The 13,841-nt window shown below is 65.2% G+C and carries 14 protein-coding genes; 5 read left to right on the top strand and 9 right to left on the bottom strand.

The features are described from left to right. Positions 1-23: 23 nt before the first annotated feature. From AAFG16_RS16115 to AAFG16_RS16105, 3 genes are read left to right on the top strand one after another with little or no spacing between them, the layout of a single operon-like run. Positions 24-851 (top strand): FAD binding domain-containing protein, encoded by an 828-nt coding sequence (locus AAFG16_RS16115; RefSeq protein WP_283085402.1) that lies wholly within the window; start codon positions 24-26, stop codon positions 849-851. Then, the gene (locus AAFG16_RS16110) at positions 848-3,571 is read left to right on the top strand and encodes a molybdopterin cofactor-binding domain-containing protein (RefSeq protein WP_342739767.1); all 2,724 of its coding nucleotides are present in this window, start codon (positions 848-850) and stop codon (positions 3,569-3,571) included. The genes AAFG16_RS16115 and AAFG16_RS16110 overlap by 4 nt, the downstream gene beginning before the upstream one ends. 22 nt (positions 3,572-3,593) lie before the next feature. Beyond that, entirely contained in the window at positions 3,594-4,991 is a 1,398-nt protein-coding gene (locus tag AAFG16_RS16105; protein WP_342739766.1) for a nucleobase:cation symporter-2 family protein, read from the top strand. Here the strand turns inward: AAFG16_RS16105 and uraD are convergent. From uraD to AAFG16_RS16085, 4 genes are all read right to left on the bottom strand, one after another. Next, on the bottom strand, positions 4,988-5,875 hold the full coding sequence (gene uraD, locus AAFG16_RS16100; protein ID WP_342739765.1) for a 2-oxo-4-hydroxy-4-carboxy-5-ureidoimidazoline decarboxylase: 888 nt from the start codon (positions 5,873-5,875) through the stop codon (positions 4,988-4,990). The two genes, AAFG16_RS16105 and uraD, sit on opposite strands and share 4 nt — an antisense overlap. A gap of 7 nt (positions 5,876-5,882) precedes the next feature. After that, entirely contained in the window at positions 5,883-6,818 is a 936-nt protein-coding gene (puuE, locus tag AAFG16_RS16095; RefSeq protein WP_342739764.1) for an allantoinase PuuE, read from the bottom strand. Continuing rightward, positions 6,819-7,232, bottom strand: coding sequence for a DUF3830 family protein (locus AAFG16_RS16090; RefSeq protein ID WP_014493672.1), 414 nt, complete (start codon positions 7,230-7,232; stop codon positions 6,819-6,821). An 88-nt stretch (positions 7,233-7,320) separates the two neighbouring features. Further along, entirely contained in the window at positions 7,321-7,599 is a 279-nt protein-coding gene (locus tag AAFG16_RS16085; RefSeq protein WP_342739763.1) for a hypothetical protein, read from the bottom strand. A 223-nt stretch (positions 7,600-7,822) separates the two neighbouring features. On the opposite strand from AAFG16_RS16085, the gene AAFG16_RS16080 reads away from it, so the two are divergent. Then, complete coding sequence (locus AAFG16_RS16080) at positions 7,823-8,041, top strand: hypothetical protein (protein ID WP_283085396.1); 219 nt, start codon at positions 7,823-7,825, stop codon at positions 8,039-8,041. Between the two features lie 260 nt (positions 8,042-8,301). Here AAFG16_RS16080 and AAFG16_RS16075 read toward each other — a convergent pair whose 3' ends face one another. Continuing rightward, positions 8,302-8,694, bottom strand: a complete 393-nt coding sequence (locus AAFG16_RS16075; protein WP_283085395.1) for a hypothetical protein — start codon at positions 8,692-8,694, stop codon at positions 8,302-8,304. A 287-nt stretch (positions 8,695-8,981) separates the two neighbouring features. On the opposite strand from AAFG16_RS16075, the gene AAFG16_RS16070 reads away from it, so the two are divergent. Further along, a complete protein-coding gene (locus AAFG16_RS16070; protein ID WP_283085394.1) occupies positions 8,982-9,239 on the top strand; it encodes a DUF2798 domain-containing protein in 258 nt (85 codons plus the stop codon). A 229-nt stretch (positions 9,240-9,468) separates the two neighbouring features. Here the strand turns inward: AAFG16_RS16070 and AAFG16_RS16065 are convergent, their stop codons facing one another. The 4 genes from AAFG16_RS16065 to AAFG16_RS16050 all read right to left on the bottom strand — a co-directional run bounded on the left by AAFG16_RS16065 (position 9,469) and on the right by AAFG16_RS16050 (position 13,776). After that, positions 9,469-10,290, bottom strand: coding sequence for a hypothetical protein (locus AAFG16_RS16065; protein ID WP_342739762.1), 822 nt, complete (start codon positions 10,288-10,290; stop codon positions 9,469-9,471). A gap of 224 nt (positions 10,291-10,514) precedes the next feature. Beyond that, on the bottom strand, positions 10,515-12,302 hold the full coding sequence (locus AAFG16_RS16060; protein ID WP_342739761.1) for a chloride channel protein: 1,788 nt from the start codon (positions 12,300-12,302) through the stop codon (positions 10,515-10,517). Between the two features lie 12 nt (positions 12,303-12,314). After that, positions 12,315-12,968 carry an L-fuculose-phosphate aldolase gene (locus tag AAFG16_RS16055; RefSeq protein ID WP_342739760.1) on the bottom strand — a complete coding sequence of 218 codons (654 nt, stop codon included), beginning with the start codon at positions 12,966-12,968 and terminating at the stop codon, positions 12,315-12,317. Between the two features lie 181 nt (positions 12,969-13,149). Continuing rightward, positions 13,150-13,776 carry a MarC family protein gene (locus AAFG16_RS16050; protein WP_342739759.1) on the bottom strand — a complete coding sequence of 209 codons (627 nt, stop codon included), beginning with the start codon at positions 13,774-13,776 and terminating at the stop codon, positions 13,150-13,152. Positions 13,777-13,841 lie beyond the last annotated feature (65 nt).

Genomic DNA, 13,841 nt, shown 5'->3' with positions numbered 1-13,841 from the left:
CGGGCGAAAGCGCTGGCACAGCCATGGATTTGAATACCATCACGACGGTCGCCCATCCGCAAACGCGCGCGCAGTTGCCCGCCTGGACGGCAGGCGATGCCTGGCTCGCGGGCGGCACCTGGCTGTTCTCGGAGCCGCAAATCCACCTGCGGCGGCTGATCGACCTCACTGACCTGAAATGGCCGGCGCTGACGATCACAGACAGCCATCTCTCCATTGCGGCCACCTGCACCGTGGCGCAGCTCGATGGTTTCGCCTGCCCACCGGACTGGCTAGCGGCGCCGCTGATCGGCCAGTGCTGCCGCGCCTTCCTTGCTTCGTTCAAGATCTGGAAGACGGCAACGGTCGGCGGCAATCTCTGCATGTCGCTGCCGGCCGGACCGATGATCTCGCTCACCTCGGCGCTCGACGGCGTCTGCACCATCTGGAAGGCCGGCGGCGGCGAGCAGAAGATCGCTGTGGTCGATTTTGTCCTTGGCAACCAGCGTAATCGGCTGACGCCAGGTGACCTCATACGGCAGATCAACATCCCGCTCGCCGCGCTGAGGCGCCGCACCGCGTTTCGTCAAATATCGCTGGCGCCGGTCGGCCGTTCGGCGGCGCTTCTGATCGGCAGCCTCGATGCCGACGGCACGCTGACGCTGACGGTCACGGCATCGACGGTGCGACCGATCCAGCTATCCTTCTCCAAGGCCCCGGCCGCCAGCGCGCTTCGCGAGGTGATCGCCCAGCAGATCACGGATGATTTGTACCACACCGACATCCACGGCAAGCCGCTCTGGCGCAAGCACATGACGCTACGGCTTGCCGAGGAGATACGCGCCGAACTCTTGGGGGCAACGCCGTCATGAGTTTCGAGATCAACGGCAAGGTCTTTTCGGATGAGCCGCGCGCGGGCCAGTGCCTGCGGACGTTCCTGCGCGAGCTCGGGCATTTCGGCGTGAAAAAGGGCTGCGATGCCGGCGATTGCGGCGCCTGCACCGTGCTGCTCGACGGCGAGCCCGTGCATAGCTGCCTGATCCCTGCGTTCCGCGCCGAAGGGCGTGCCGTCACCACGATTGAAGGTTTCGGCGGCGATCATGGCGCGCATCCGATGCAGCAGGCCTTCCTCGACGCGCAGGGCTTTCAATGCGGCTTCTGCACCGCCGGCATGATCCTGACCTGCGCCTCGCTGAACCAGGCGCAGCGCACCGATCTTGGATCGGCGCTCAAGGGCAATATCTGCCGCTGCACCGGCTATCGGTCCATCGAGGACGCGCTGCTCGGCAAGACCAATGTCGAGGACAGCGTCGAGGCCGGCGCTGCGTTCGGCCGCAGCCTGCCGGCGCCCGCCGGCCCGGACGTCGTGCGCGGCAAGGCGCGCTACACGTTCGACACTGCCATCGCAGGCCTGCTGCATATCAAGCTGCTGCGCTCGCCGCATGCGCATGCGAGGATCGTCGCGATCGACACCTCGGATGCACTGCGCGTCACCGGCGTGCACGCGGTGCTGACGCATGAGGACGCGCCGTCGGTCCTGATCTCGACCGCCCGGCATGAGAAGGACTGGATGGATCCCGAGGACACCCGCATCCTCGATGACGTTGTCCGCTTCATCGGCCAGAGGGTTGCTGCGGTCGTGGCCGAGAGCGAGGCCGCCGCCGAGGAGGCGTGCCGCCGGATCAAGGTCGATTACGACATCCTGCCGGCGCTGATCGATCCCGAGCAGGCGATGGCGCCGGGCGCGCCCGTCCTTCATCCTGACCGCACCACCGCGAACCGCATCGCCGATCCCCAGCGCAATCTTGCGGCGGAGACGCATGGCGAATTCGGCGACGTCGCCGCAGCACTCGCCACCTCCGCCGCCACCTATGAGGCCACCTTCCACAGTCACCGCGTGCAGCATGCCGCGCTGGAGACACATGGCGGCCTCGCCTGGCTCGATGCCGCAGGCGTGCTCAATGTCCGCACCTCGACGCAGGTGCCGTTCCTGACTCGCCGCGCGCTGTCCGACATCTTCCAGCTTCCCATGGACAAGGTCCGCGTGTTCTGCGAGCGCGTCGGCGGCGGGTTTGGCGGCAAGCAGGAGATGTTCGTGGAGGACATTCTGGCGCTTGCTGCGCTCAGGACGGGACGTCCGGTGAAGCTGGAGTTGACGCGCGAGGAGCAGTTCATCGCGACCTCGACGCGGCACCCGATGCGGGTCCACATCAAGGCCGGCGCCGATGCCGACGGCCGGCTGACCGCGCTTCAGCTCGAGGTGCTCTCCAACACCGGCGCTTACGGCAATCACGCCGGCCCCGTGATGTTCCACTCGCTGTCCGAATCGATCGCCGTCTACAATTGCCCGAACAAGCGGGTCGACGGCTACGCCGTCTACACCAACACGGTGCCGGCGGGCGCGTTTCGCGGCTATGGCCTGCCGCAGACGCAGATCGCCATCGAAGCCGCGATCGACGAATTGGCCAGGCAGCTCGGCATCAGCTCCTACGACATGCGCCGGCGCAACGTCGTCAAGCCGGGCGATCCCATGCTGTCGCCCCCGCCGTCCGAATTCCACGACGTGCTCTATGGCTCCTACGGGCTTGACCAGTGCATCGACCTCGTCGAGCGCGCGATGCAGGCCAATGGTTCGCAGCCGGAGCTATCGCCGGAATGGCTGATCGGCGACGGCGTCGCGCTGACCATGATCGACACGGTCCCGCCGGCCGGCCACATCGCCGATGCCATGATCGGGCTCAACAACGATGGCGGCTTCGACCTCACCGTCGGCACCGCCGAGTTCGGCAACGGCACCAGCACCGTGCACCGCCAGATCGCCGCGACGATCCTTGCGACCACCGTCGACCGCATCCGCCTGCGCCAGTCCGACACCGCCCATGGCGGCCACGACACCGGCGCCTATGGCAGTGCCGGCACCTTCGTCGCGGGCAAGGCCACGCACGCCGCCGCCTCGCAGCTTGCGACAGAGCTGAAAGCCGCAGCCGCCGACGCGTGGCTCTGCGACATCGCGAGCTGCACGCTCGACGACGAGGCGGTCGTCAGCGGCGTGCGGCGCATGCCCTTCACGGAGCTTGCGACACTCGCGCGCGAACGCGGCCAGCCGTTCACCGCTGCCGGCAATTCCGGCGGCACGCCGCGCTCGGTCGGCTTCAACGTGCAGGGCTTTCGCGTCGCCGTGAACAAGGGCACCGGCGAGCTCAGGATTCTCCGCAGCGTGCAGGCGGCGGACGCGGGCGTCGTCGCCAATCCCATGCAGTGCCGCGGTCAGGTCGAAGGCGGCGTGGCGCAGGCGCTTGGCGCCGCGCTCTACGAGGAGATGGTGATCGACGCCGAGGGGCGCGTCACCAACTCGAAATTCCGCGACTATCACCTGCCGTCCTTTGCCGACGTGCCGCGCACGGAGGTCTTGTTCGCCGAGACGTCCGATACGATCGGGCCGCTGGGTGCGAAGTCGATGAGCGAGAGTCCCTATAATCCCGTCGCGGCAGCGCTCGGCAACGCCATCGCCGATGCCACCGGCATCCGCTTCACCGCGCCGCCGTTCAAGCCGGACCGGCTGTTTCCGGCGCTGCTCGATAAGTTTGGATAGGCATATTTCAGGGGAATGATGCATGACCAGCGAACGGCATCCCGTCGACGAGGTTCTGCCGGTCTCTCGTCTCCTTGCACTCGGGCTCCAGCATGTGCTGGTGATGTATGCCGGCGCGGTCGCGGTGCCCTTGATCATCGGACGCGCGCTGAAGCTGCCGCCGGAGGACGTGGCCTTCCTGATCAGCGCCGATCTGTTCGCCTGCGGGCTCGCGACGCTGGTGCAATGCCTCGGCTTCCCCGGCGTCGGCATTCGCCTGCCCGTGATGATGGGCGTGACCTTCGCTTCCGTCGGGCCCATGCTGTCGATGGCGGCGGCGCCCGATATCGGCCTGCTCGGCATCTATGGCTCCGTCATCGCGGCCGGCCTGTTCGGCATCATCGTCGCCCCGTTCGTCAGCCGGCTGCTGCCGCTGTTTCCGCCCGTCGTCACCGGCACCATCATTCTCATCATCGGCATCTCCCTGATGCGGGTCGGCATCAACTGGGCCGGCGGCGGCCTGCCGACGCTGACCAGGGTGGTCGACGGCGTCGCCGGCAGCTTTCCCAATCCGGCCTATGGGCAACTGCAGGGCCTCGGCATCTCGCTGTTCGTGCTGCTCTTCATCCTCGCCCTGATCAAATGGGGCTCCGGCTTCCTCGCCAACGTCTCGGTGCTGCTCGGCATCATCGCCGGTGCCGTGCTCGCGAGCATTTTGGGCGTGATGCATTTCGACAAGGTCGCCGCCGCATCCTGGGGCGCGATGGTGATCCCCTTTCGCTTCGGCATGCCGCAATTCAATCTGGTGCCTGTCGTCACCATGTGCGTCGTCATGATCGTGGTGATGATCGAGTCACTCGGCATGTTCCTCGCGCTCGGCGACATCACCGGCAAAACGATCGATCGCGAGTCCCTCAGTCGTGGTTTGCGCGCTGACGGCGTCGGTACGCTGCTCGGCGGCATCTTCAACACCTTTCCCTACACTTCGTTCTCGCAGAATGTCGGCCTGGTCTCGGTCACCGGCGTGCGCTCGCGCTGGGTGACGATCACGGGCGGCTGCATCATGCTCGTGCTCGGGCTGCTGCCGAAGCTCGCCGCACTGGTCGAGGCCGTGCCGCTGGTGGTGCTCGGCGGCGCGGGACTCGTGATGTTCGGCATGGTGGCGGCGACGGGTGCGCGCATCCTCACCTCGGTCGACTTCCGCACCAACCGCTACAATCTCTTCATCGTCGCAATCTCGATCGGCTTCGGCATGATCCCGCTCGTCGCCCCCGGCTTCTTCCGGAATCTGCCGCACGATCTCCAGCCGCTGCTGGACTCCGGCATCCTGCTCTGCGCCGTCGTTTCGGTTCTGCTCAATGCCTTCCTCAACGGCCTGAGCGGCGGCGCTCAGGCGGAGGCCGATGCCGCGACGGTCGCCTCATCCGCCCAGCATGTCTAACTGCCGCGATAGGTCGAGTAGCTCCACGGCGTGACCAGCAACGGCACGTGGTAGTGGCCTTCCGGCTCGCTGATCGCAAAGCGCAGCGGGATCTCGTCGATGAACGGTGGATCGGTGAGCGGCACGTTACGCGCGGCGTAATATTTGGCGACGCTGAAGCGGAGCTCATAGCGGCCGATCGGCAGCGGGCGGCCGCCGATCAGCGGCTGGTCCGTGCGGCCGTCTGCATTGGTTACGGTGCGCGCGATCACGCGGCTCTCACCGAGGTTCGCTAGCTCGACCAGCTCGACCGGAATTCCAGGCGCGGGCTTGCCGGCGTGGTTGTCCAGCACGTGGGTCGAGAGCCGGCCGTGCACCTTCAGCTTGTCGTCGGCAGCGACGAGCTGATCGAGCCGCAGCGCCGAGATACGGCCGATCTCCTCGATTGCACGCCGCGTCTCGGTCTTGGCGATATTGAGCAGCCGCGTCTCGAAATCGCGCAGCACGGAATCCTTGGTGTGACGGCGCACGCAGACGATGTAGGGGAAGCCAAATTTGTCGCGATAGGCGCTGTTGACGCGCTCAAACGCCGCGTATTCGGCGTCCGACAACCGGTCGAGGCCGGCGCTGTTCTGCTCGTCGGTCGATTCCGCCGTCAGGCCCACGGCGCGCTGGGTCTTGTTGGCGAGATCGGGATGCGCGCGGATCAGCGCGAGCTGCGCGTCAGGCTCGGCGCTCTGGATCGCCGCCATCAGCGCCGTGTGCAACTGGTTGATGCCGATGAAAGGCCGCTGCTCGGCAAGCTTCTCCGCAATCCACGGCGAATACTCGACGACGTTGGCGAGCGCGGCGACGAAATCGGCCTTGCTTGCAACATTGAGATCGGCGAGCGAGATCTGCGGCATCGTCCTCTCACCCGATCTCGAACGCGTCGGCCGCGAGATGCGCGTACTTGTCGTGCCAGTGCTGCGCGATCTGGAGCCGGGTTGGCACCCAGACGCGATCGTGCTTGCCGATGTGGTCCAGGAAGCGGATCAGTCCCGCGGCGCGGCCGGGCCGGCCGGCGAGACGGCAGTGCAGCCCCACCGACATCATCTTCGGCGCAGTCTCGCCTTCGGCGTAGAGCACGTCGAAAGCGTCCTTCAAATAGGTGAAGAATTGCTCGCCTTCGGCAAACCCTTGCGGGTTGATGAACCGCATGTCGTTGGCATCTAGCGTATAGGGAATGATGAGCTGCTTGCCGCCTCCGCCCTTGACCCAGTAGGGCAGGTCGTCGGCATAGGAGTCGCAGAGATAGAGGAAGCCACCTTCCTCCACCAGCAGGCGGTTGGTGTTGATCGAGGAGCGGCCGGTGTACCAGCCCAGCGGCCGCGAGCCGGTCGCCTCGGTGTGGACGCGAATGGACTCGGCGATCTCGGCGCGCTCCTGCGCCTCGGTCATGTCCTTGTGCTCGATCCATTTCAGGCTGTGGCTGGCGATGTCCCAGCCGGACTCCTTCATCGCGGCAACAATCTCGGGATTGCGCTTCAGCGCGGTGGCGACGCCGAACACGGTGGTCGGCCACTTTCGCTCATTGAACATCCGCCACAGCCGCCAGAAGCCGGCGCGCGAGCCGTACTCGAACATCGATTCGATGTTGGCGTGGCGCTGGCCTGGCCAGGGCTGCGCGCCGAGCACGTCGGACAGGAACGCTTCCGATGCGCGGTCGCCGTGCAAAATGTTGTTCTCGCCGCCTTCCTCGAAATTGACGACGAACTGCACCGCGACCCGCGCATCGCCAGGCCATTGCGGGTGCGGCGGGTTGCGGCCGTAACCGCGGAGATCGCGCGGGTAGCGGGCGTCAGTCACTCAGACTTCCTCGAAGCGGATCGGCAGCGCGCCCTTCCACAGCACGCTCTTGCCGAGGGTCGCGAGATTCTCGAGGCCCGAGGTCAGCGTGATGAAATGGTTGCCTGCGAGCTGACCCATCTTGCTGGCGAAATGCACGCCGCCATAGGCGAGCAGGATCTCGGTCTCGCTGATGCCGCCGGGATAGAGGATGATCTGGCCGGGCGCCGGATAGCTGGTGTGGTTCTCGTAGCCGACACCGAAATCGAGATCGCCGAGCGGCATCCACACGCCCTCGCCGCTCCAGCGCACATGGATGATGTGGCTTTCGAACGGCAGCGCCTTGCGGAATGCGGCGACGGTCTTGGGCGCCAATTGCTCCTCGAAGCGGGCATCGAAGGTGAAGTCGCCGGCGCGGATAACGAGTTTGCTCATCTCATCTCTCTGGGTCGGGGGCGATGGCCCCACGGGAACTTCCAAGCAAAGAGCATTCCATGGGCCTTCGCGCAAGTGGCGGGCGCCGTCACCGACGGTCGTAAGACCAGCCGAAAATGCCGCTCCGCCGCGCCTCCGGCTCCGCCTCAGTGGCAGGCGGCGGCGCCTCCTTCAGTTCCGCCTGCGGCGGTGGCGCGGGCGGTGCCGGAAGGTTCTCGCATTTCATGGAGTAGACCAGCTTGCCGTCCGCGGTGCGCCCGATCGGAGCGCAGGGGTCCGGATGCGCAGCCGTGGCCTTCGGGGTCAATTTGACCTGCGCGGCCGCCGGTGAGGCCATCAACAACAGGACCAGCAGATATCTCGACATCGTCGTCGCCTGGAAACCGAATTCGACCCATTGAACCGGATTGCGGCGGGCAAGTCCACCGCGTCACGGGCGTGATTGCCGAATATTTAGCCGGGACCAAAGAATTTGCTCGCTCCAACGTGAAGGCGGCGCCGCTGATATTCGGAAAGGCGCATCGCCATGTCAGCGGCGACGACGAACACACAAGACACCACTGCCGGAGCGTCGTCACGGGAGAAACGACATGCAAAAATCTTTCGCCATTTTCGGCGCCACCTTGATTGCCGCGGCCACCATCCAGACCGCAGCGGCAAGTGACCGCCACCACGTCCGCAAGGCGCATCCCGCCCCCATCACCCAGTCGGTGCGTAACTCCAACGCGGCGATGTGGCCCTCGCAGCCGACCGAACCCGACTGGTCGCGCTACGCCAACGGCGCGATGTCGGCACCAGCGGGACGGTGATTTGCCGGAAGTGTAGAGCGCCAGCTCGAACATCGTCGGCGCCGGATCCGTCATCCCTGACGACCGCATGATCGCCCCTCAAGGATGAGCCGGGATGGGCAACATATACGACAAATCCGAATTTCGGCAAATCTAAATATTTTTGGCTGCGCCGCTTGACGGACGAGCGACACAGCATCATCAACCGCGGCATCCCGGGATGCCGGAAGCAACAAAAAAGGGCGGTGCAAGGCACCGGCCCTTTTTGCGAAACCGGTCACCTAATAGGGATAGTAGCGCGGGCCGTAATAAGGACCGCCGCCATAATAGCCCGGGCCGCCGTAGTAAGGACGCGGGCCATAGTAATAGTTGTCGTAGTACTCCTGGCGCCGGCTCTCGGCGATCGCGCCTCCGATCAGACCTGCCGCCACGCCCATGAAGGCGAGACCTGCGGCGCTCGGCCCGCGTCGATAATAACGATGGCGTCGGGCTGCACTGAAATCGGTGGCATTGGACGAGGCCGGACCTGCCGCGGCGGTGGTGCGCAAGGTCTTGGCCGCGACAGGGGACGCCGCAACCGACGGCGATACCGAAGCCACAGCCAGGGCGAGGCTTGCGAACGCGGCCAGCGCAGCGGTGCGCCCAAACCTGGAACTGACGGGTCGATTGCTCATCTTGAGCGTCCTCTGTTCTCGCCAAAAAAAATTCAAACGTGATCTAACCCGCAAACCACTGAAATGGTTTCAGGATCGCGGCAATCTGCCACGCTTTGACCGATTGTAAACCGAACCACCTGATCCAGCTTGCACCACTCAACCTGAGCGGATAATGAACAGCCGCGCCGTTTTGCGGTCGCCGTAAGCGTTTACGTGAACCAACGCATCAACCGACGCCGTCGGGATCGATGCCATTTTAATGGGTTCAACGTGACTGACGCGTCTTTTTCCCCAAGAGAAATCAGATGATTGCGGTTCGCAAACTACCGGCGCGCTATGCGCCGATCGTGATGCCATTCGTGCTGTCCGTCCTCATGACGGCCGTGGTGTCAGTCATTTCGACGCTGCGGAGCCTCGGCGCAACGCCGGCGTTCCTGGCGACCTGGCCGGGCGCCTGGGCGCTATCATGGCTGGTCGCCTTTCCTACGTTGCTGATGGTGCTGCCACTGGTCCGCCGGATCGTAGCCTGCCTCGTGGCAGCGCCATCTCAACCAGGCCGATAGCCGGACGCGGGCGGCGCGCATGAAGCACGCCGTCCCGCTTCCATGATGACTCGACACCTTGGATCGATGGGCGCCATACGATCATCGGCGTGGTCCGCGTCGCGCTGGTGCGGCTCGGCGAATTCGAAAGCGGCATGACCGTCGTCTTACTCGGCGCGATGCCGGCGGAGTTCTCGGCGGCGTCGGCACCATCGATGTGGGGCGATCGTTGCCGTGAATGTGGCCGCGACTACGGGCCCGTATCGATCGCGACTATTGTCGCGCCGATTGCAGCTGGACCGGGGGCGCCCGTCGCACCGCGGCATGCGGCGACGACGTTGCCGGCGCCGGCTTGGGCGTATGAGCGTGGCGCAGGCACTGGTGCTGCGCTCGTCTTCTGCCCCGCGTTCGACCGGTCGGTCGTTTTCCCGGCGATCTCGGGCCTCTTGTTATCCGACGCCTTGCTTTCAGATGCCCTGTCTTCAGGGATCTTGGCGACGAGCCGCGCCATTTGTTCCTGGCCTGCTTTCAACTCATCAGCAAGCTTGAGATTGTCGAGCGACATTTGCTCCTGATTTGCTTTCAGTTGCGCTTGGCTCGCATTGAGCTGATCGATGCCTTGCTGCACGTTTGCGAGATCGCTCGCGAGCTTCTGCAGCAATTCGGTCAACTCCGGCGGGAGCGTGCTGCCGGTTGGCGCGACGACCTCCGGTATGGTTTCGGCGGCAGATGCCGGTTGCGGCGATGCCTCGGCCAATTGAGCAATCGGGCTCGTCTCGGCTTCGCGCACCGGCCCTGCTTGCAACTGCGACGACGTCGCAGCGTGCAACGGCGCCCAACCTGCGATCATCTGCCTGACCGTATCACCGTGGGATGATTGCGAGACGAAGGCTGCGATGCCGATCCCTGCAGCCAGCCCGAGACCGGCGAGGCCGCGCAGCGCTGGCCTGCCACGCCGCGGGCGAGTGCGCACGGCATCGCGCTCCAGCCGGGCAAGCTGCTCGTTGGCGCGCGCGATCTCGTCATCCACGCTCTTGATTTTCGCGAAGGTATGCGTGAGCTGTGCGTCCATGCGCGCGGACAGCTCATAAGGCGGCTCGATCGGTGTCGTTACGGAGTTCATTGGCGCGCCCCTTCCCAGCCCAATGTCGCCCGAAGGCGTCCGTCGCATTTGCTTGCCCCGATCATCGCTGACGCGGTTTGTCCAAAGCAAGACGTCTTCAAGGAAATTCAGAGGCGACTGCGGGTGCCATGGCCCTCCTCCAATACCTCTCTCGACCCAGAGGCCGCAGACCCTTACGACAGCGCCCCCAGCACGCCGCGCGTAGCCTTGTCGATCTCCTCGACATAGCGGCGGCGGGTGAAGGTCTCGGTGAGGAAACCAACCACCTTACGGCTATCGGTGGAATCGACCACCGCCAGCATCTCGGCTTCCGCCTCGTCGAACACCGCCATCGCCGACTTCACGTTCATTTCCGGGATCAGCACGATGTCGATCAGGCGAGCGAGCTCGATCACCTGGATGTCGTCGGCGATAGTGTCGAGGTCGCTGGAGAACAGGTCAGGCAACAGCACGAGGCCGACATATTCGTCAGCATTGTTGACGATGACGATACCCGGCCGCGAGCCGAGCGCGAATTCGCGGCGGACGGCGGCGATCGTCGTGGTCGACGGCACCTTGCCGACATCGGAGCGCATCAGCCGCTCGACGGTGAGGTTGCGCAGCCAGCCGACATCGTTGGCGCTGCGGATGGTCTCGCCGCGCAGATGCAGGCGCCAGGTCGAGAAGGAATGTCCAAACATGAAGCGGACGCAGATCGAGGTGACGATGCAGCCCGCCAACACCACGGCGGTGACGTCGACATTGCGGGTCATCTCGAGCACGAGGAACGACATGGTGAGGGGGCCGCCGACGATGGCGACGCCGAGCGTCGCCATACCCGTCAGCATCGCGACCAACGGATCGATCACGAAGTTCGGACTGACCAGCAGCAGCAACGCGGCGAAGAATTTTCCGATCAGGCTGCCGACGAACAGGGAGGCGAAGAACAGGCCGCCGCGGAAGCCCGACGCGAGCGAGATCAGGCAGGCCGTCACCTTGAGGCCGATGATCAGCGCGATCAGGCCGATGGTCATGTCGTGAAACAGATCGAGCACCATGGCGCCGTGGCCGGCCGCCAGCACCTGCGGCGTGAGGATCGCAAAGCAGCCGACGATCAGGCCGCCGATCACCGGGCGCAGCCAGACCGGCAGCCATTTGAACAGGCGCTCGAACGTCGAGGAGGAGCGCATCACGGCGATGCCGACGCCGCTGGTGACGAGGGCGAGCCCGATCAATGCCAGATACTGCTCGATGCCGACCGAGCTGACCTTGGGGATTTCGATGGAGTACGGCGCGCCGCCGAGCCATTGCGCGGTCAGCGCGCCGGCGAGCGAGGCCGCCAGGATCGGCGCGGCGCTGCCGACCGAATAGACGCCGACGATCAGCTCGCAGGCGTAGAAGGCGCCGGTGATCGGCGCGCCGAATGCCGCTGCGATCGCCGCGGCGGCGCCGCAACCGACCATCAGGCGCAGATCGTTGCGGCGCAGGTTGAAGAACTTGCCGAGCAGCGAGGCGATGCCCGAGCCGATCTGGGTATAGCCGGCCTCGAGGCCGACCGAGGCGCCGCAGCCGTTGGAGATCAGCGTCTGGCTCGACACCACCACGCTGTCGCGCATCGAGAGATTGCCGCCGCGAAGGGCATTGGCTTCGATCGGGTCGACCGCGTTCGAGATCTTCATGCGCCGGCGCGACCATTCCATGATGCCGAGCGCCAATCCGCCGAGCGCCGGCGCGAGCAGCGCCGCCCAGGGACTGACCCGCGCATTGGCGGACAGGCGGACGTCGACGGGAATGCCATAGATCACGACATGCGCGATCTGCGCGATCTCCGCCATCAGCGTCACGATGGCGCCGGCCAGCGTGCCGATCACCAGCGCCAGCGGGATCAGGTAGAACTCGTTGCTGCGCAAGAGCGCCCGGAGCCGAACCATGGTGCGGTTCGTCCCCTTGCGATCGACGATATGTCTGAGCCGCACGAACACTGTCTGTCCGCCCTACCCTTCCGACAGGCCGTAGCCGGCCATGCGCTGGCGAACCCGCTCGATCTCCTCGCTCGACAGCAGCGGTGGTTGTCCGATCTGGAGACAGCCGTGATACTGCCGCGCCAGAGTCTCGACCTCGACGGCGAGCCACATCGCCTTGTCCAGCGTCTTGCCGATCGCGATCATGCCGTGATGGTCGAGTAGGCAGGCGAGCCGGCCCGCGAGCGCCCGCACCGCATGTTCGGACAGCTCCGCCGTTCCGAACGTGGCATAGGGCGCGCAGCGGATGCTGTCGCCGCCGGCGGCCGCAATCATGTAGTGCACGGGCGGGATCGCCATGCCCATGATCGCCAGGATGGTGCAATAGGTCGGATGGGCGTGGACGACGGCGTTGACGTCCTCGCGCGACTTCAAGATGTCGCGGTGGAAGCGCCACTCGCTGGATGGCTTCTGATCGGGCGCATGCGCGCCGTCCATCCTCATGAACACGATCTGGTCGGGCGTCATGGCCTCATAGGGCACGCTGGTCGGCGTAACCAGGAGCCCGTCCGCATGCCGGACGCTGATATTGCCCGATGTGCCCTGGTTGATGCCGAGCGCATTCATGCGGCGGCAGGCGTCGATGATGGCCTGTCTCTTGGCGAGCTCGTCCGCTGTCATCGACATCTCAGTTTCTTCTCGATTTCTTCTCGATTTCTTGGCGATGGGCGCTTGTTAGACCCGAAGTACGTCAAAGCAATATGGCAGTGCAAGAGAAAGCGGACCGGATTAGGCACGGTCCTGCCGGCTGTACCGTTACATCGAGAAACCAATTGTAAAATCAGCATATTAGCAGATTGTCGCAGGCTCAGGAAAAGCTCACTTTAACGGCCGCAATGCCGTTGATCACGAACTGCACCGAATAGGCCGCGAGCAGCATGCCGAGCACGCGCGAGAGCACGGCATTTCCGATACGCCCCAGCGTGCGGGCGATCAGGTGAGCCGAGACAAAGCACAGCATGCAGAGCAGGCACACCGCCAGAACGATCGTAATGATGATGGCGAGCTTGCCCCCGTAGCCGGCATCGCCTGAAAGCAGCAGCGTGGTCGCGATCGCGCCGGGGCCGGCCATCATCGGGATGGCCAGCGGGAACACCGCGACATCGGACGCGTGTTCCGATGTTGCCTTGTCGGCCTCTCGGGCCTCGCGATGCGGCCGGTCGCCGAAGATCATCTGGTAGGACACGCCGAACAGCAGCAGTCCGCCGGCGATCTGGAAGGCGGGGATGCCGATCCCGAGCTGGCGCAGCAGCCAGTTTCCGGCCAGCGCGATCACGACGAGTATCGAGGCCGCGATCAGCGGCGCGCGCAGCGCAACCGTGCGCTTGACCTTGTCGGGCATGCCCCCTGTCGCAGCCAGGAAGGCCGGCGCGAGGCCAACGGGATCGACCACCAGCAACAGCGTCACGAAGGCGGACAGGGCGAAGTCGATCATGGAAGGGGTCCCGGATGGGCGAGGCGCAAGCCATAGCGGCTCGCGAAGGCCTTCGCGAGGAACAT

The sequence above is a fragment of the Bradyrhizobium sp. B117 genome, from assembly GCF_038969555.1.
In the GTDB taxonomy this organism is placed as follows: domain Bacteria; phylum Pseudomonadota; class Alphaproteobacteria; order Rhizobiales; family Xanthobacteraceae; genus Bradyrhizobium.
The sequence above is the reverse complement of the archived record's forward strand: the minus strand, read 5'-3'. Positions and strand labels throughout refer to the sequence as shown.

What these genes read in the sequence shown, in the direction of transcription:
- AAFG16_RS16115 (WP_283085402.1), top strand. Translation starts at nt 24, where the DNA reads ATGGATTTGAATACCATCACGACGGTCGCCCATCCGCAAACGCGCGCG.
- AAFG16_RS16110 (WP_342739767.1), top strand. Translation starts at nt 848, where the DNA reads ATGAGTTTCGAGATCAACGGCAAGGTCTTTTCGGATGAGCCGCGCGCG.
- AAFG16_RS16105 (WP_342739766.1), top strand. Translation starts at nt 3,594, where the DNA reads ATGACCAGCGAACGGCATCCCGTCGACGAGGTTCTGCCGGTCTCTCGT.
- uraD (WP_342739765.1), bottom strand. Translation starts at nt 5,875, where the DNA reads ATGCCGCAGATCTCGCTCGCCGATCTCAATGTTGCAAGCAAGGCCGAT.
- AAFG16_RS16090 (WP_014493672.1), bottom strand. Translation starts at nt 7,232, where the DNA reads ATGAGCAAACTCGTTATCCGCGCCGGCGACTTCACCTTCGATGCCCGC.
- AAFG16_RS16085 (WP_342739763.1), bottom strand. Translation starts at nt 7,599, where the DNA reads ATGTCGAGATATCTGCTGGTCCTGTTGTTGATGGCCTCACCGGCGGCC.
- AAFG16_RS16080 (WP_283085396.1), top strand. Translation starts at nt 7,823, where the DNA reads ATGCAAAAATCTTTCGCCATTTTCGGCGCCACCTTGATTGCCGCGGCC.
- AAFG16_RS16075 (WP_283085395.1), bottom strand. Translation starts at nt 8,694, where the DNA reads ATGAGCAATCGACCCGTCAGTTCCAGGTTTGGGCGCACCGCTGCGCTG.
- AAFG16_RS16070 (WP_283085394.1), top strand. Translation starts at nt 8,982, where the DNA reads ATGATTGCGGTTCGCAAACTACCGGCGCGCTATGCGCCGATCGTGATG.
- AAFG16_RS16065 (WP_342739762.1), bottom strand. Translation starts at nt 10,290, where the DNA reads ATGGACGCACAGCTCACGCATACCTTCGCGAAAATCAAGAGCGTGGAT.
- AAFG16_RS16055 (WP_342739760.1), bottom strand. Translation starts at nt 12,968, where the DNA reads ATGTCGATGACAGCGGACGAGCTCGCCAAGAGACAGGCCATCATCGAC.
- AAFG16_RS16050 (WP_342739759.1), bottom strand. Translation starts at nt 13,776, where the DNA reads ATGATCGACTTCGCCCTGTCCGCCTTCGTGACGCTGTTGCTGGTGGTC.